Genomic DNA, 15,824 nt, shown 5'->3' with positions numbered 1-15,824 from the left:
GGCGTCCGGGCCCGTTTGCCACCGGCCGCCCCTCTGGGAACGACCCCGCGCGGAGCGTGTCGGGCGGCCGCGCCTAGAGCGCGTCCAGCGGCAATTCCGTGGTGCTCTTGATGACTTCCATCGAGAAGCTGGCGCTGACGTCCAGCAGGTCGACCGCGGCGATCAGGCGGCGGTAGAAGCGGTCATAGGCCGCCATGTCCTCGACCACCACCTTGAGCAGGTAGTCGATGTCGCCCGCCATGCGATGGAATTCGACCACGTTCGGCAGCGCCATGACGGCGTTGATCAGGCTCTGGGTCCATTTCTCGTTGTGCTGGCTGGTCTTGATGGAGACGAACACGGTCAGGTTCAGCCCCAGTGCGCGCGGGTCCAGCAGAATCGCGTTGCGGGCGATGACGCCGTCGTCCTTGAGCTTCTGGATGCGGCGCCAGCATGGCGTGACGGACAGGTTGACCTGCTCGGCGATCTCGGCGACCGAGCAGGTGGCGTCCTTCTGCAGCAACGCCAGGATCTTGATGTCCGTCTGGTCCATGGAGGTTCCTCAAGCGATATCGCCGCAATCTTGCCCTGACGCCCGGACCGCGTCCAGCCGTGGAACACCCTAAGCGGCCCGGGACAGCGCCGGCGGCGCGGATTCAGTACGTGCCGGGGTAGCCGCCGCCATCGAGCAGGATGTTCTGCGCCGTCATGTAGCCCGCCTGCGCCGAGCAGACATAGGCGCACAGCGCCCCCAGCTCCTCGGGCTGGCCATAGCGGCCGGCGGGACTGGCGCGGCCGCGCTCGTCCCACAGCTGCTCGAAGGTCTTGCCGCCTTCCTCCAGCATCCCGCGGATATGGCGCGCCTGCGCATCGGTGGCGAAGGCCCCGGGCAGCAGGTTGTTGATGGTGACGTTGTGCCTCACGGTCTGTCGCGCAAGGCCGCTGACAAAGCCGATCAGCCCGGCCCGCGCGCCGTTGGACAGGCCCAGTTCGGCATGCGGCGCCTTCACGCTGCGCGACACGATGTTGACGATGCGGCCGAAGCGCCGCTCGATCATGCCGTCGACCACGCGCCGGATCATGTCGATCGGGCCGAGCATCATCGAGTCCAGCGCCGCGATCCAGTCATCGTGCGACCAATCGCGGAAATCGCCCGGCATGGGGCCGTCGGCATTGTTGATCAGGATATCGGGATGGGGACAGGCGGCCAGCGCGGCGTCGCGTCCCTCTGGCCGGGTCAGGTCGGCCGAGACCCAGCCCACGCCGATGCCGGCCTCCCGCGAGATCTCGCTCGCGGCCTGCTCCAGCGTCTGCGGATTGCGCGCCGCGATTGTCACCGCCACGCCTTCGCGCGCCAATTGCAGGGCGCAGGCCCGTCCCATGCCGCGGCTGCCGCCGAATACCAATGCCGTCTTGCCGCTGATCCCGAGATCCATGCCAACCCCTCCAGAGTGGTTCCAAGATGCGGATCAGTATAGGAGCGGGGGCGGCGCGCCGGGGTGGAATTTTTTTCTAAACATCCGTTCCATGCGGGCCAATTTGGCAAAGGCATTCCAGCATGAAACCCTAAGATGAAAGCTTGTCATTCAGGCGTACGTCCATGCCCAACCTCCCGCTCGCCACCGCCGACCTGCGCTCGCTGTGCGAATCGGTGCAGGCCGCCCAGATGAACGCGGCCCGCGCCTTGCTGCGCGAGCTGGCCGCCAGCGTCGCCAATGCCGGCGACATGCTGCAAGCCCTGCCCGCGGAACTGCGCGCCGGCCGCCCCGACCGCTACACCCGCCACATCGCCTATGCCGACCCGCACGGCGCCTTCACCGTCGCCTACCTGATCTGGCGCCCGGGACAATTCAGCCCGGTCCATGGCCACAAGACCTGGTGCACGTACCAGGTGCTGCAGGGCGAACTGGCCGAAACCCATTACCGCTGGGACCCCGCCGCCGGCGCCGCCCTGCCCTGCGGCGAAATCAGCCGCCGCCCGGGCGACATCATCACCGCGTCCCAGGGCCTGCATCAGATCCACCGCCTCGGCAATGCCGGCCCCGGCGTTGCCGTGTCCCTGCATATCTACGGGGTCGACCAGGCCGATCTCTGCACCGGCGTCAATCATCTGGTGCCCACGCCCGCGCCGCATTGACGCCGTCCGCCGCAACCGGCATCCCGAAAAAAAAGCGGGGCCTTCCAAGGCCCCGCTGCACATTTCCCGGCCGGGTTCTCAGCCCATCCACTGGCTGACCGGCGCCGCGGCGTCCTGCAGCGGCTGCGCCACCACGTCGATCAGCGCCGGGCCGTCATGCTCCATCGCCGCCTTGATCGCCGCGTCCAGCTTGGCCGGGTCCTCGACCCGCCAGGCCTTCACGCCATAGGCTTCGGCAATGCGGGCGTGGTCGGTACGGTCGAAGTCCACGCTGTAGTAGCGCTTGTCGTAGCCGGCCTTCTGGCTGGCCTTGATCCAGCCATAGACCGAGTTCGAAAACACGATCATCAGCAGCGGCGCCTTGTGGCGCACGATGGTCTCGAGCTCGCCGACCGTGAAGCCGAAGCTGCCGTCGCCCATCACCGACACGCACTTGGCGTTCGGCCGGCCGACCCAGGCGCCCAGCGCCGCCGACATCGAAAAGCCCAAGGCGCCATGGGCGCGGTTGGTGATGAAGTGGCGGCCGGGCCGCGACACGTCGTAGTAGGCCGAGAAGTACGGGCACGGCGTGCCGGGATCCGCGCACACCACGGCGTCGTCGGGCAGCAGGCGATTGAGCGACTGCACCACGCGTTCGGGGCGGATCGGCGCCTCCAGGCTGCTCGCCAGCGGCTCCAGTTGCGCGCGCCGCGCGGCCTTGGCGCGGCCCGCCAGCACCGCGCCATCGACGGCGTCGGACGGCCGGTGCGCCAGGCGCGCCTGCACCTCGGCGCCCAGCGCCTGCAGGGCCAGCTTGGCGTCGCCCACCATGCCGACTTCGGTCAGGTAATTGGCGCCGATCACCATCGGGTCGATGTCGATGTGCAGGATCGGCACGTCGCGGTTCGGGAAGCGCCAGTGCTCGGTCGAGGTCGAACCCGCGCGGCAGCCGACAAACAGCACCACGTCGGCCGCGGCCACCACGTCGCGCGTGGCCATCACGCCGCCGTTCGAACCCACCACGCCCGCGTTCAGCGGATGCGTGTCGGCCAGGCTGCCCTGGCCGCTGACGGTCACGCAGACCGCCGCCTTCAGGCTCTCGGCCAGTTCCTGCAGCGCGCCGCTGGCGCCGGCGATCACCACGCCGCCGCCGCAGATGATGACCGGCGAACGCGCGCCCACCAGGCGCTGCGCCGCGCGCGCCACGTCCGACGGATCCGGCGCGTAGCGCAGCGACGGAAATTGCGCGTGCTCGGGCTGGGCCCAGACGTCGGCGCCATCGACCTGCTGCTTCATCACGTCATACGGAAAGCACAGGTGCGCCGCGCCGGGCTTGCCGGTGGTCATGGCGCGGAACGCCGCGCGCACCATGCCGGGGATCTGGTCGGCGCGATCGATGGTGCGGTTCCACTTCGTCAGCGGCCGGTACAGCGCCTCCTGGTCCAGCTCGGTCAGCGGGTACTTGCCGCGCGAACCCACCGCCACGTCGGACGTGATGCCCAGCACCGGAATGGACGACTCGTTGGCCTCCACCAGCCCCGGCAGCAGATAAGTCGCACCGCCGCCGCTGGGCCCTTCGCATACGCCGACCTTGCCGGTCACGCGGGCATAGGCGTCGGCCATGTAGCCAGCGCTGCGCTCGTCACGGGTCAGGATGTGTTGCATGCCGTGATCCAGCCGGTAGAGCGCGTCGTAGAACGGCAGGCTGGTATCGCCGCACAAGCCGAAAATATGTTTGACGCCGTTGTGTTGCAGCATCCGCACCATTGCTTCGGCGCCAGTCAAGGTATCCATGTCTTCTCCACGCGATGCGCGGACCGGGCGGCGCGCGAAGGCGCGCCGCCACCGGCCGCTCAGTTATCCAGGTTGATGTTGCTGCTCTTGATGAACTTGCTCCAGCGGTCGTATTCCGCCTTCACGTAGGCATCCAGCGCCGGGCCGTTCGAGGCCACGATCTCGAAGCCGGCCTCTTCCAGCTTCTTCTTGACGTCCGGATCGGCCAGCACCGTGTTGAACGCCTGCGTCAGCTTCTTGACGGTCGCCGCCGGCGTGCCCTTGGGCGCGAACATGCCGCTCCACGAATAGGCGACGAAGCCCGGAAAACCGGACTCCGCCACCGTCGGCACGTTGGGCAGGTCCGGCAGGCGCTTCTCGCCGGCCACCGCCAGCGGCTTGATCTTGCCGGCCTGGATCTGGCCGCGCAGCGCGGCAAAGCTCAACCAGGTCATGTTGGCCTGGCCGCCCACCACGGCCTGGATGGCCGGTCCGCCGCCGCCGTACGGCACGTGCAGTAGCTCCACCTTGGACAGGCGCTTGAGTTCTTCGGGCGCCAGGTGGTTCAGCGATCCCACGCCGGTGGAGGCATAGTTGAACTTGTTGGGCGGCTGCTTGGCCGCGGCCGCCAGGAATTCCTTCAGGTTATCGCCCGGCACGCCCGGATTGGCGCCCAGCACCAGCGGAAAGCGCACGGTCTGGGTGATGGCGACGAAGTCCTTGAAGGTGTCGTACGGCAGCTTGGGCTTCACCGCCGGGTTGATGCCGTGATTGTCGAAGCTGACAAGCAGCGTGCTGCCGTCCGGTTCGGCCCGCGCCACGAAAGCGGTGGCGATCTGGCTGGCGGCGCCCGGGCGGTTCTCCACCACCACGGCACGGCCGCCCAGTTCCTTGGACAGCCGAGGCTGCAGGATGCGGGCCAGGATGTCGGTGCTGCCGCCGGGCGGATACGGCACCACCAGGATCAGCGGCTTTTCCTCCGCATGGGCGGGCGCGGCGGCCAGGCCGCCTCCCATCGCGGCAAGCGCGCAGACGGCCGCCAAGGCGCGCCGCATCGTTGTGTAGGTCATGTGTTTTCCCCTGCTGTTGTGGTGTTGGCCGGCGCTGCGACAGCGGGTTCGGCCTGGTCCCGCATGTAAATCGTGGAAAAGCCGGTGCGGATGACATCGGTGATCTGGTCCAGCCGCCGGCCGATGTGGCTGCGCATCATGTCCGGCAGGGCATCCATGTCGCGCCGCTCCAGCGCCTGGACAATGCGCAAGTGTTCGCCCTGGGTGTGGCTGCGGCGGCCCTGCTGCATGTCGATCCAGCGCACGAAATGGATGCGGGCGTTGACGCTCTCCAGCGCGCGCACGAATTCGTCATTGCGCGAATAGCGCGCCAGTGTCAGGTGAAACGCCTCGTCCAGCTCCAGCAGGCGGGTCGCGTCACTGTCCTCGGGCACGTCGCGCGAGCGTTCGACAAACGCGCGCAGCGCCGCCAGTTCCTCGTCGGTGGCGCGTTCGCAGGCGGCGCGCACGATGCCGGCTTCAAGCACAGCGCGGTATTCATAGAGGCTATGGATCTGCTTGGCGTCGAGCAGCCGCGCGATGAAACCGCGGTTCACCGAACGGGTCAGGAAGCCCTCCACCATCAGTTGGTTGAGCACCTCGCGCAGCGGCGTACGGCTCACGTTCAGGCGCCTGGCCAGTTCGACTTCGTTGATGCGCTCGCCCGGCTTGAACTCGAAACTCACCGCCATCGCCTTGACGGCGTTGTACAGCTCGGCCTGGCCGGCCGTGGTGCGGGCTGCGGGTCGGGATGACGTCATGAGGGTGTCGGCCGCCAGGGCGCTCCGGGTTGGGATCGAAGTGCATACTAAAGTGCATACACTTTGCCCCGCAACCCGGGTTTGCCCGAAAGACGCGCGTCAGCGTTCCGCCCCCGAAAAGACGGGGAAGGAAGTTGGACGAAGGGAAAGACCCGCGCGGCGACCGCGCGCGGGAGGTTGGATCAGACGCCGGTATCGAGCGTGTAGTGAGCGCCGTCGCGGTTTTCCAGCGTCAGCGTGGACAGCACCGGGGTCACGGCCGTGGCGTCTTCCCGCACGTGGATGCGCAGGTTGGCCAGCGGCACGTCCCAACCGCCGGCGGCGGCCTCGGCCGTCACCCCTGCCACCAGGGCCAGCCGTTCGGCCACCTGGCGCGGCTGCGCGGCACGGGCGTCGATGCGAAGCAGGCTGCGGGCGCCATTGGGATGGGCCATCAATTCAGGCGACCAGACGCACTCGGGCGTCAGGTGACGGCAGAAATACATGCGAATGCCGGGCAGCGGCTGCTCGGCGAAACGCACGGTATGGAAACGGGCCTCGACTTCCTGGCCGTCCAGCATGGCGGGACGGGACAGTTCCTGCATCGGATTGACGGCGAAGCCGGCGGCGAGCAGGCGCTCGCGCGTGGCCTCGGCGTCGTAGGTGCGGAACACCAGCGCCTCGAGCCCGAAGGGCGAATCGGCGATTTCCTTGCGCGCCGGCGGCGCGCCGGGCGGCCAGCCCAGCAGTTCGACGTAGGTGCCTTCCAGCACGATCAGGCGGTTGCACGAACCCAGGTTGTGCACCGCCTTGTCGCTCAGGTGAAAGCCCTGGCGCTCGAAGTGCGGCGCCAGCGCATCCAGCCGGTCGCGCACCATGACCACGGCGTGGTCGAACTCGGTCTGGCCGACGGCATGCAGCATGGCGTTATCCGCTCAGACCAGCTTGCCGTGGCACTGCTTGTACTTCTTGCCGCTGCCGCACGGGCACGGATCGTTGCGGCCCACCTTGGGCAGCACGTTGCGCACCGGCTGGGCGCCCGCGTCGTCGGCCGACTGGGCCAGGGCCTCGTCGTAGTCGGAGTGGTGGTACTGCACGTTCTGCACGTGCGACTGGGCCGCTTCGGCCTCGGCCTGCTCGACCTGCTCGGACGACTGCACGCGCACCGTCATCAGCACGCGCACCACGTCGTCGCGGATGCGGTCCAGCATGCCCGAGAACAGTTCGAAGGCTTCGCGCTTGTATTCCTGCTTGGGGTTCTTCTGCGCATAGCCGCGCAGATGGATGCCCTGGCGCAGATAGTCCAGCGCCGACAGGTGCTCGCGCCAGTGCGTGTCGATCGCCTGAAGCATGATCGAACGCTCGAACTGCGACCACGATTCGGCGCCGACCTGGTCGACCTTGCCCTGGTAGACGTCGCGCGCCGCCGCGATCACGCGCTCGCGCAGATCCTCGTCGGTCAGGTTGGCTTCCTTCTCGAGCATCTCGGTCAACGGCAGGTGGATCTGCCAATCAGCCTCCAGCGCCTTCTGCAAGGCCGGGATGTCCCACTGCTCTTCCACCGATTCCGGCGGCACGTAGGTGTTGAACAGGTCGACCACCGCGGCGTCGCGCAGGTTCTCGACCGTGGCGCTGACGCTGGCCGCTTCCAGCACTTCGTTGCGCTGCGCGTACAGCACCTTGCGCTGGTCGTTGGCGACGTCGTCGTATTCCAGCAGTTGCTTGCGGATGTCGAAGTTGCGGCCTTCGACCTTGCGCTGCGCGGTCTCGATGGAACGCGTCACCATGCCGGCCTCGATCGGCTCGCCCTCGGGCAGCTTCAGGCGTTCCATGATGGCGCGCACGCGGTCGCCCGCGAAGATGCGCATCAGCGAATCTTCCAGCGACAGGTAGAAGCGCGACGAACCCGGGTCGCCCTGGCGGCCGGCGCGGCCGCGCAGCTGGTTGTCGATACGGCGCGATTCGTGGCGCTCGGTGCCGATGATGCGCAGGCCGCCCGCGGCCTTGACCTGCTCGTTGAGCGGCTTCCAGTCGGCGCGGACCTGCTCGATGCGCGCGGTCTTTTCGGCTTCGGACAGCGATTCGTCGGCGCGGATCAGGTCGACCTGCTTGTCGACGCTGCCGCCCAGCACGATGTCGGTGCCGCGGCCGGCCATGTTGGTGGCGATGGTGATGTGGCCCGGCTTGCCGGCTTCGGCGACGATCTCGGCTTCACGCGCGTGCTGCTTGGCGTTCAGCACCTCGTGCGGCAGCTTGGCCTTTTTCAGCAGGCCCGACAGCAGCTCGGAGTTCTCGATGCTGGTGGTGCCCACCAGCACCGGCTGGCCGCGCTCGTGGCAATCGCGGATGTCTTCGAGGATGGCGTTGTACTTTTCGCCGTCGGTCTTGAAGACCTGGTCGTTCTGGTCCTTGCGGATCATGGGCTTGTTGGTCGGGATGATGACCGTCTCGAGCCCGTAGATCTCCTGGAATTCGTACGCTTCCGTGTCGGCCGTGCCGGTCATGCCGGACAGCTTCTCGTACATGCGGAAGTAGTTCTGGAAGGTGATCGACGCCAGCGTCTGGTTCTCGTGCTGGATCTTCACGCCTTCCTTGGCCTCGACCGCCTGGTGCAGGCCGTCGGACCAGCGGCGGCCCACCATCAGGCGGCCGGTGAATTCGTCGACGATGATGACTTCGCCATCCTGCACCACGTATTGCTGGTCGCGGAAGAACAGCGTGTTGGCGCGCAGCGCCACCATCAGGTGATGCATCAGCGCGATGTGGCGCGGGTCGTACAGCGACTCGCCCTCGGGCAGGATGCCCAGGCGCGCCAGGATGCCTTCGGCGTTGACGTGGCCGGCTTCCGACAGGTAGACCTGCTGGCTCTTTTCATCGACCCAGTAGTCGCCCTCGGGTTCCGGCTCCTGCGGCTTGGGCTCGCTGGCCATGCGGGTCAGCAGCGGCGGCACCGCGTTCATGCGGATGTAGAGTTCGGTGTGGTCCTCGGCCTGGCCGGAGATGATCAGCGGCGTGCGCGCTTCGTCGATGAGGATCGAGTCCACTTCGTCGACGATGGCGTAGAACAGGCCGCGCTGGCGCCGGTCCTCAACACGGTATTCCATGTTGTCGCGCAGGTAGTCGAAACCGAATTCGTTGTTGGTGCCGTAGGTAATGTCGGCGGCGTAAGCGGCCTTCTTTTCCTCGTTCGGCTGCTGCGGCACCACCACGCCCGTGGACAGGCCGAGGAAGTGATACAGGCGTCCCATCCATTCGGCGTCGCGGCGGGCCAGGTAGTCGTTCACCGTGACCACGTGCACGCCCTTGGCGGCGATCGCGTTCAGGTAGACCGGCAGCGTGGCCATCAGCGTCTTGCCTTCGCCCGTGCGCATTTCGGCGATCTTGCCGCTGTGCAGGGCGATGCCGCCCAGCAGCTGGGCATCGAAGTGGCGCATGCCGAACACCCGCTTGCCCGCTTCGCGCACCACGGCGAAGGCTTCGGGCAGCAGGTCGTCCAGCGACGTGCCCTGGGAATGACGGGAACGGAATTCCGCGGTCTTGGCCGCCAGCTCCGCATCGGAGAGCGCGGAGATCTTGGGCTCCAGCCCATTGATCTGGGTTACCAGCTTGCGATACTGCTTAAGCAGCCGGTCGTTGCGGCTGCCTATGAGTTTTTTGAGCAGAGAAACCATGCGTATGTCGGCCGCACGAGCCCCGCCGCGCCCGCATGGGGCCAGGGCGGCGTCGCCCGTGACTTGATTTATTTGGTTGAGCGGGGGTCCGCTGGGAAACGAACCAGTTTAACGCACCTGGCGCGTAATAGCCTGGACCTATGGCCAGGGTGGCACTGTAGCCTGGATCGGGCGTCAGCGCGCGGCGCTGTCGCCGGCGGCTTGCGCCACCGTCGGCGGCGCGTGCTGCTGCGGGCCGAGGAACAGCCGCGGATCCAGCGGCTGCCCGGCCAGGCGGACCTCGAAATGCAGGTGCGGCCCGGTGGAGCGGCCGGACGAACCGACCCGCGCCACCTGCTGGCCCCGTTCGACCAATTGCCCCTGCTTGACCATCAGGGAAGAGGCATGGGCATACCGTGTGATCAGGCCGTCGCCATGGTCGATCTCGACCATGTTGCCATAGCCGGGGTGGAATTTGGCTTCCAGCACCACCCCGCCCGAGGCCGCCAGGATGGGCGTGCCCGGCGGCGCGGCGAAGTCCAGCCCCTCGTGCATGGCGGAGCGTCCGGTGACGGGATTACGCCGCCAGCCATAGGAAGAACTGAGGTAGGGATAATCGGTGATCGGCATCGCCGTCGGCATGCGCGCCTGATCGGCCGAGCGCCGGGTCAGCGCCGCGTCCAGCAGCTTGAGGTTGTCGGTCTGCAGGGCCAGCCGTTCCTGGATCTCGTCCAGCTGGCGGCCCAGGGCCTCGGCCGAGGCGGCGCTGGGCGGCGTGCCTTCGGTGAACAGGTCGTCCATCACCTGGGTGGCCTCGGGCGCATGCTGCGTGTCGACCGGGGCCGAGGCCAGTTGCTTGGCCACCTCGGGGTCGGTGTAGGCCACCCCCGCCACCTTCGCCACCCGCTGACCCAGGCCGTCGATGCTGGCCAGCTTGGCCTGCAACGCGCCCACCTTGGCGGCCAGCAGGTTCATGTTGCCGCGCAGGAAATCGGCATCACGCCCCGGCTGTTCGGACAGCGGCCAGCCGACGGTGTGTACGGCGGGCAGGATGGGTGTAATGTAGCGCTGAAGGGCGGCGCCGAAGATGGCGGCCGTCATCAGCGCGCCCCCCAGAAACAACGCCAAGCGCGCGCCTCCCAGGGTGAAATGCCCGTCCTGCCCGTCGCGGGCGTGCATAATCACGATTTTCAAGGTTTGCTTCCTAATTCTCAGAGCCGGGATGAATAGACCCACTTCATACCGTCAACGTTCCAGTTCCAGCCGGCGAGGGGAAAATACCGCCCTGGGATGGCTGGGTCATGACATGCGGGGCGCCGGGGTACTGGCGACCGCCCGCAAGCACTTGCAAATCCAATATGCGGTGGCGGCGATCCTGCCCGCCCCGTTGGGCTCCGTCTGCCAGGTCGGCAAGCTGGAAAACCAGCGCCTTCAACTGGTGGTGCCCAGCGCCGCGCACGCGGCGAAGATGCGTCAATTGGCCCCGCGCATCGCGCAGGCCTTGGCGGACCAAGGCTGGAACCTTAACGAAATTGCCGTGAAGGTACAAGCCGGCCTGCCCAAGCCCGGCGCCCGCAAGCCGCTGCCGCCGAAAGAGGCGCAGCCGCTGGGCGATGCCGCCCTGGGCGCCTTCGAGACCCTGCATGACAACCTGCGCCCCGGCCCGTTGGCCGACGCGGTGGCCAGGCTATTGAAGCACCACAAGAGTAGCTGAGATAGCCGGGCTTGTCCGGATGCCCGCCTTTCGGATGACCGCAATGGCTCCATTGCCGGACGGGATGACCCGCGGTAGGCGCCGGGACCGCGCCAGCGGAGTGAGGCATGGCCCCAAGCGGAGCCATCCAAATGAAAATGGCCGGTTGCCAGCCGGGGACGGACCCCGGCGCACCGACCATCAGCGGCTGACCGGCCTCAGGCCAGTTGCCATTCGTGCCGGAACGCCTGCGGCGCCTCGGCCTGCGATTCGTAGCTGACCAGTTCCCAGGCGTCACGCTGCGCCAGCAGCGCGCGCGCCAACTGGTTGTTCAGGCCATGGCCCGACTTGCACGCCACATAGCGCGCCACCAGCGGCTTGCCCAGCAGGTAAAGATCGCCGATGGCGTCCAGGATCTTGTGCTTCACGAATTCGTCGTCGTAGCGCAGGCCATCGCTGTTCAAGACGCGGTATTCGTCCATCACGATGGCGTTGTCCAGGCTGCCGCCGCGGGCCAGGCCCATCGAGCGCAGCGCCTCGACTTCGTTGACGAAGCCGAAGGTGCGGGCGCGCGCGATCTCGCGCACATACGAATGGGTGGCGAAATCGATTTCGGCGAAATTCGCGGTCGAGTCGATGGCGGGGTGGCGGAAGTCGATCGAGAAGGCCAGCGCGTACCCTTCATGGGGTTCGAGGCGGGCCCACTTCTCGTTGCGGCCTTCGCCCTCGCGCACTTCCACCGTCTTCAACACGCGGATGAACTGCTTCGGCGCGTTCTGCTCGACGATGCCCGCCGAGCGCAACAGGTACACGAAGGTTGCCGCACTGCCGTCCATGATGGGGACTTCTTCGGCAGTGAGGTCGATATGCAGGTTGTCTATGCCCAGGCCGGCCAGCGCCGACATGAGATGTTCCACCGTGGACACGCGGACATTGCCCTGCTGCAGCACGGACGCCATGCGCGTATCGCCCACGCCCGTGGCCTGCGCGGGCAGGTCGACGACTTCGGGCAGGTCAACGCGATGGAACACGATGCCCGTATTGGGCGCCGCCGGGCGCAGGGTGAGCTCGACCCGCCGTCCGGAGTGGACGCCGACGCCTGTCGTGCGGACGAGATTCTGAATGCTGCGCTGTCGGAACATGAGACTAAGGTATTTTTGAGCCAGGAAGCCGGCAAGATGACAAGAGATTGCCGGCGTAACTGACGTATTGTAACTCTGTCCGGTTCTTGACGCCATCAAAGCGTCACGACCGACCGATAAAACCGTCCCCGATTCACGCCATACAAAGAAAACACGGACCGCTCCGCCTCCGGCCTGCCCGCGGGGACAGGCAGGCCGGAGATGAGGGAGTGCATAGGAGCCTGAAACCAGGCTCCTGGTTCAATCCGCCTGCTTGCGCAGGAACGCCGGGATGTCGAAATGATCCATGCCCGAGCTTTCCAGCGCGCGCACCTGGGCCGACGCCTGGCTGCGCGGGTTGCGCATGACCGACGGCATGTCCAGATTGCGGTAGTCGCCCTGACCGGCGGCCGGCATCGTGCCCATGGGCAGGTTGTCGGTGCCGGTACGCAGCGCCTCGGCGGTGTTCTGCACCAGTTGCGGACGCGCCTGCGCACGGCCCAGGCCGGTCGCAACCACGGTCACGCGCAGGTTTTCACCCATCGATTCGTCGTAGGCGGTGCCGAAGATCACGGTGGCGTCGTCCGAAGCGTAGCTGCGGATCGTTTCCATGATTTCGCGCGTTTCGCGCATCTTCAGCGAGCGGCTGGCGGTGATGTTGACCAGCACGCCGCGAGCGCCGTTCAGGTCCACGCCTTCCAGCAGCGGGCAGGCAATGGCGTGCTCGGCGGCGACGCGGGCGCGGTCAGCGCCCGAAGCCGATGCCGTGCCCATCATGGCCTGGCCCTGCTCGCCCATGATCGTCTTGACGTCTTCGAAGTCGACGTTGACGTTGCCTTCGACGTTGATGATTTCGGCGATACCCGCGCACGCGTTGTGCAGGATGTCGTCGGCCGAACGGAAGCAGTCTTCCTGCGTCGCGTCCTCGTCCATCAGTTCATACAGGTTCTCGTTGAGCACCACGATGAGCGAATGCACGTGCTTGGCCAGTTCGGCAATGCCGTCTTCGGCCATCTTCAGGCGCTTGTTGCCTTCGAACGAGAAGGGCTTGGTGACCACGCCCACCGTCAGAATGCCCAGCTCCTTGGCGACTTCGGCCACGACCGGACCCGCGCCCGTGCCGGTGCCGCCGCCCATGCCCGCGGTGATGAAGACCATGTGCGCGCCGTTCAGGGCGGCACGGATCTCTTCACGCGCGGTTTCGGCCGACGCGCGGCCTTGCTCGGGCTTGGCGCCCGCGCCCAGGCCGGTGCGGCCCAGGCGAATCTGCACCGGGGCGTTGGTCGCCGCCAGTGCCTGCGCATCGGTGTTGGCGCAGATGAAATCCACGCCGTGCACGCCGCTGCGAATCATGTGCGCGACGGCATTGCCGCCCGCACCGCCCACACCAACGACCTTGATTACGGTCCCTTTGGTGTTGTTCTCAAGCATCTCAAAGTTCATCATGATGACTCCCTCACAAGTCCGATTTTGCAAATCACAAAAATTCCCCAACAACCTATATTTTGTGAATCGCCTCAAAGCCGAAGCCGACTGCTTTGGTCCGCAACGGGTTTGAGACGCCTCCCCTTTCTGGCCCGGCCCGCCCTACCGCCGCGGATCGTGCCAAGGAGCAGGCCCCAACCTGCCCCCCTCTTCAATTCATGAACCATTCCTTCATGCGCGCCAGCAGGCTCTTGAAATTGCCGGTCTGCGCGGCGACCTTGCGGCCGCGCACGCGTTGCATGCGCGCTTCCTGCAGCAGCCCCATCACGGTCGAGAAGCGCGGATTGCGCATCACGTCGGCCAGGCTGCCTTCGTATTCGGGCACCGCCACGCGCACCGGCTTGAGGAACACGTCCTCAGCCAGTTCGATCATGCCGGGCAATTGCGCCGAGCCGCCGGTCAGCACCACGCCGGAAGCCAGCAGGTCCTCGTAGCCGGAGTCGCGCACCACCTGCTGCACCAGCGTGAACAGCTCTTCGACGCGCGGCTCGATCACGGCGCCCAGCGCCTGGCGTTTGACCTGGCGCGGGCCGCGGTCACCCAGGCCCGGCACTTCCACCGACTCGTCCGGGCTGGCCAGCACCTGCTTGGCCACGCCGTAGCGCAGCTTGATTTCCTCGGCATCGGGCGTCGGCGTGCGCAGCATGGCCGCGATGTCGTTGGTGATCTGGTCGCCGGCGATCGGCAGCACGGCGGTGTGGCGGATCGCGCCGCCGGTGAAGATCGCCACGTCGGTGGTGCCGCCGCCGATGTCCACCAGCACGACGCCCAGTTCCTTTTCGTCGGCGGTCAGCACGGCCAGGCTCGAGGCCAGCGGCTGCAGAATCAGGTCCTGCACTTCCAGGCCGCAGCGGCGCACGCACTTGACGATGTTCTGCGCGGCGCTGACGGCGCCGGTCACGATGTGCACGCGCACTTCCAGGCGCAGGCCGCTCATGCCGATCGGCTCGCGGATGTCTTCCTGGCCGTCGACGATGAACTCCTGCGTCAGCACGTGCAGCACCTGCTGGTCGGTCGGAATGTTCACCGCCTTGGCGGTCTCGATGACGCGGGCGACGTCGGTGGCGGTGACTTCCTTGTCCTTCACGGCGACCATGCCGCTGGAATTGAAGCTGCGGATATGGCTGCCGGCGATGCCGGTGTAGACGTCGCGGATCTTGCAATCCGCCATCAGCTCGGCTTCTTCAAGCGCGCGCTGAATCGAATTCACGGTGGTCTCGATATTGACGACCACGCCCTTGCGCATGCCGCGCGATTCATGCTGGCCGAGGCCGAGCACTTCGAATCGCCCTTCGGGCAGGATTTCAGCCACCACAGCCACCACCTTGCTGGTGCCGATATCGAGGGCGACGATAAGGTCCTTGATGTCACGGGTCATGGCGTTAGCGTTTCTTGGGAGGTTTCGGTGTGGATTTGGGTTTGTTTGCTGACGCGGGCAACGGGGCCAGCGCCAGGGCGAAACCATTGGGATAACGCAGGTCGGCCTGTGTGATGGTGCGCCCTTCCAGGCGCGCCGCCACGGCGGGCCAGGCCTGCACAAAGCGTTGAATGCGCGCGGCGAACGGCAGCGCGCCAGGCAGGCCATGCGGATCCGGCGCATCGGCGCCCGGATCGCGGCCCAGGTCCAGCAGCATGCCGTTGGACAGCACCACGCGCCAGGCGTAGCGCGGACTCAGCTCCAGCTGCTTGACATGCATATCGAGCGGCGCGAACCAGCGCGCCAGTTCGGCGTAGCGTTGCACCACCAGCGATTCGGTGCCCTCGGGTCCGGAGAACTGCGGCAACACCGTCTCGTCGTCCACCTCGCCCGTGTTGGCCGTGAACGCCTCGCCCCAGGTGTTGATCATCTGGTTCTCGTTCCACAGCGCCAGCGGCTGCTGTTCCTCGATGCGCACGCGCAGCACATTGGGCCAGATCCGCCGCACGGTGGCGTGGCGCACCCATGGCACCGACTCGAAGATCTCGCGCGCGTCGTCCAGGTCCACCGTGAAGAAGTTGCCCCTGAAGCGCCCCGCGATCGCCGCGCGCACCGCGCCCGGCGAGACATAGTGCAGTTCGGTGTCCGGCGTGGACTCCAGCTCGATGGCCGACAGCGTGAAGTACGGACGCTGCGCCACCCACACCACGCCCGCCAGGAGCATGGCGCAGACCGCCAGCACGGCAAGCGTGTTGGCGATCAGGTTGGTCGTGCGAGCGTCGTTCCACACAGAATGTCCGG

Annotated in this window: 14 protein-coding genes; 2 read left to right on the top strand and 12 right to left on the bottom strand. The window is 66.8% G+C overall.

The window, feature by feature from the left end; genetic code table 11:
* Positions 1–73: 73 nt before the first annotated feature.
* Both ABFG95_RS19030 and ABFG95_RS19025 read right to left on the bottom strand, forming a co-directional pair.
* A complete protein-coding gene (locus tag ABFG95_RS19030; RefSeq protein ID WP_006388798.1) occupies positions 74–532 on the bottom strand; it encodes an Lrp/AsnC family transcriptional regulator in 459 nt (152 codons plus the stop codon).
* Positions 533–635: 103 nt separating this feature from the next.
* On the bottom strand, positions 636–1,415 hold the full coding sequence (locus tag ABFG95_RS19025; protein WP_049071409.1) for an SDR family oxidoreductase: 780 nt from the start codon (positions 1,413–1,415) through the stop codon (positions 636–638).
* 164 nt (positions 1,416–1,579) lie between these two features.
* Between ABFG95_RS19025 and ABFG95_RS19020 the strand changes: the two genes are divergently transcribed.
* Complete coding sequence (locus ABFG95_RS19020; RefSeq protein WP_175146318.1) at positions 1,580–2,116, top strand: cysteine dioxygenase family protein; 537 nt, start codon at positions 1,580–1,582, stop codon at positions 2,114–2,116.
* Between the two features lie 78 nt (positions 2,117–2,194).
* Here the strand turns inward: ABFG95_RS19020 and ABFG95_RS19015 are convergent, their stop codons facing one another.
* The 6 genes from ABFG95_RS19015 to ABFG95_RS18990 all read right to left on the bottom strand — a co-directional run bounded on the left by ABFG95_RS19015 (position 2,195) and on the right by ABFG95_RS18990 (position 10,486).
* On the bottom strand, positions 2,195–3,889 hold the full coding sequence (locus ABFG95_RS19015) for a thiamine pyrophosphate-binding protein (protein WP_175146319.1): 1,695 nt from the start codon (positions 3,887–3,889) through the stop codon (positions 2,195–2,197).
* 59 nt (positions 3,890–3,948) lie between these two features.
* Complete coding sequence (locus ABFG95_RS19010; RefSeq protein ID WP_169537746.1) at positions 3,949–4,938, bottom strand: tripartite tricarboxylate transporter substrate binding protein; 990 nt, start codon at positions 4,936–4,938, stop codon at positions 3,949–3,951.
* Complete coding sequence (locus ABFG95_RS19005) at positions 4,935–5,678, bottom strand: GntR family transcriptional regulator (protein ID WP_054419231.1); 744 nt, start codon at positions 5,676–5,678, stop codon at positions 4,935–4,937. Before ABFG95_RS19005 ends, ABFG95_RS19010 begins: the two co-directional genes overlap by 4 nt.
* 182 nt (positions 5,679–5,860) lie before the next feature.
* Complete coding sequence (locus ABFG95_RS19000; protein WP_063580139.1) at positions 5,861–6,580, bottom strand: VOC family protein; 720 nt, start codon at positions 6,578–6,580, stop codon at positions 5,861–5,863.
* A gap of 12 nt (positions 6,581–6,592) precedes the next feature.
* Entirely contained in the window at positions 6,593–9,328 is a 2,736-nt protein-coding gene (gene secA / locus ABFG95_RS18995; protein ID WP_348994836.1) for a preprotein translocase subunit SecA, read from the bottom strand.
* A 174-nt stretch (positions 9,329–9,502) separates the two neighbouring features.
* Positions 9,503–10,486: a M23 family metallopeptidase gene (locus ABFG95_RS18990; protein WP_049071396.1), complete on the bottom strand. Its 984-nt coding sequence runs from the start codon at positions 10,484–10,486 to the stop codon at positions 9,503–9,505.
* A gap of 127 nt (positions 10,487–10,613) precedes the next feature.
* Between ABFG95_RS18990 and ABFG95_RS18985 the strand changes: the two genes are divergently transcribed.
* Entirely contained in the window at positions 10,614–11,021 is a 408-nt protein-coding gene (locus tag ABFG95_RS18985; protein WP_006388788.1) for a flagellar hook-length control protein FliK, read from the top strand.
* 197 nt (positions 11,022–11,218) lie between these two features.
* Here ABFG95_RS18985 and lpxC read toward each other — a convergent pair whose 3' ends face one another.
* From lpxC to ABFG95_RS18965, 4 genes are all read right to left on the bottom strand, one after another.
* The gene (lpxC, locus tag ABFG95_RS18980) at positions 11,219–12,142 is read right to left on the bottom strand and encodes a UDP-3-O-acyl-N-acetylglucosamine deacetylase (RefSeq protein WP_006388787.1); all 924 of its coding nucleotides are present in this window, start codon (positions 12,140–12,142) and stop codon (positions 11,219–11,221) included.
* A 240-nt stretch (positions 12,143–12,382) separates the two neighbouring features.
* Positions 12,383–13,567: a cell division protein FtsZ gene (ftsZ, locus tag ABFG95_RS18975; RefSeq protein WP_020925134.1), complete on the bottom strand. Its 1,185-nt coding sequence runs from the start codon at positions 13,565–13,567 to the stop codon at positions 12,383–12,385.
* A gap of 190 nt (positions 13,568–13,757) precedes the next feature.
* Positions 13,758–14,984 carry a cell division protein FtsA gene (gene ftsA, locus ABFG95_RS18970; RefSeq protein WP_006217473.1) on the bottom strand — a complete coding sequence of 409 codons (1,227 nt, stop codon included), beginning with the start codon at positions 14,982–14,984 and terminating at the stop codon, positions 13,758–13,760.
* A 4-nt stretch (positions 14,985–14,988) separates the two neighbouring features.
* Complete coding sequence (locus ABFG95_RS18965) at positions 14,989–15,813, bottom strand: cell division protein FtsQ/DivIB (protein ID WP_049071394.1); 825 nt, start codon at positions 15,811–15,813, stop codon at positions 14,989–14,991.
* Positions 15,814–15,824: the final 11 nt, after the last annotated feature.

It is taken from the genome of Achromobacter sp. HNDS-1, from assembly GCF_040084795.1.
GTDB classification, from domain to species: Bacteria; Pseudomonadota; Gammaproteobacteria; order Burkholderiales; family Burkholderiaceae_B; genus Achromobacter; species Achromobacter ruhlandii.
Note: the sequence above shows the minus strand (reverse complement) of the source record. Positions and strands in the feature narration are given on the sequence as shown.

Bases quoted from the DNA above. Each gene is read 5' to 3' on its own strand.
- ABFG95_RS18990 (WP_049071396.1), bottom strand. From the start codon at position 10,486: ATGCACGCCCGCGACGGGCAGGACGGGCATTTCACCCTGGGAGGCGCG.
- ABFG95_RS19030 (WP_006388798.1), bottom strand. From the start codon at position 532: ATGGACCAGACGGACATCAAGATCCTGGCGTTGCTGCAGAAGGACGCC.
- ABFG95_RS19025 (WP_049071409.1), bottom strand. From the start codon at position 1,415: ATGGATCTCGGGATCAGCGGCAAGACGGCATTGGTATTCGGCGGCAGC.
- ABFG95_RS19000 (WP_063580139.1), bottom strand. From the start codon at position 6,580: ATGCTGCATGCCGTCGGCCAGACCGAGTTCGACCACGCCGTGGTCATG.
- ABFG95_RS19010 (WP_169537746.1), bottom strand. From the start codon at position 4,938: ATGACCTACACAACGATGCGGCGCGCCTTGGCGGCCGTCTGCGCGCTT.
- ABFG95_RS18985 (WP_006388788.1), top strand. From the start codon at position 10,614: ATGCGGGGCGCCGGGGTACTGGCGACCGCCCGCAAGCACTTGCAAATC.
- ftsA (WP_006217473.1), bottom strand. From the start codon at position 14,984: ATGACCCGTGACATCAAGGACCTTATCGTCGCCCTCGATATCGGCACC.
- ABFG95_RS19005 (WP_054419231.1), bottom strand. From the start codon at position 5,678: ATGACGTCATCCCGACCCGCAGCCCGCACCACGGCCGGCCAGGCCGAG.
- ABFG95_RS19020 (WP_175146318.1), top strand. From the start codon at position 1,580: ATGCCCAACCTCCCGCTCGCCACCGCCGACCTGCGCTCGCTGTGCGAA.
- ABFG95_RS19015 (WP_175146319.1), bottom strand. From the start codon at position 3,889: ATGGATACCTTGACTGGCGCCGAAGCAATGGTGCGGATGCTGCAACAC.
- lpxC (WP_006388787.1), bottom strand. From the start codon at position 12,142: ATGTTCCGACAGCGCAGCATTCAGAATCTCGTCCGCACGACAGGCGTC.
- secA (WP_348994836.1), bottom strand. From the start codon at position 9,328: ATGGTTTCTCTGCTCAAAAAACTCATAGGCAGCCGCAACGACCGGCTG.
- ftsZ (WP_020925134.1), bottom strand. From the start codon at position 13,567: ATGATGAACTTTGAGATGCTTGAGAACAACACCAAAGGGACCGTAATC.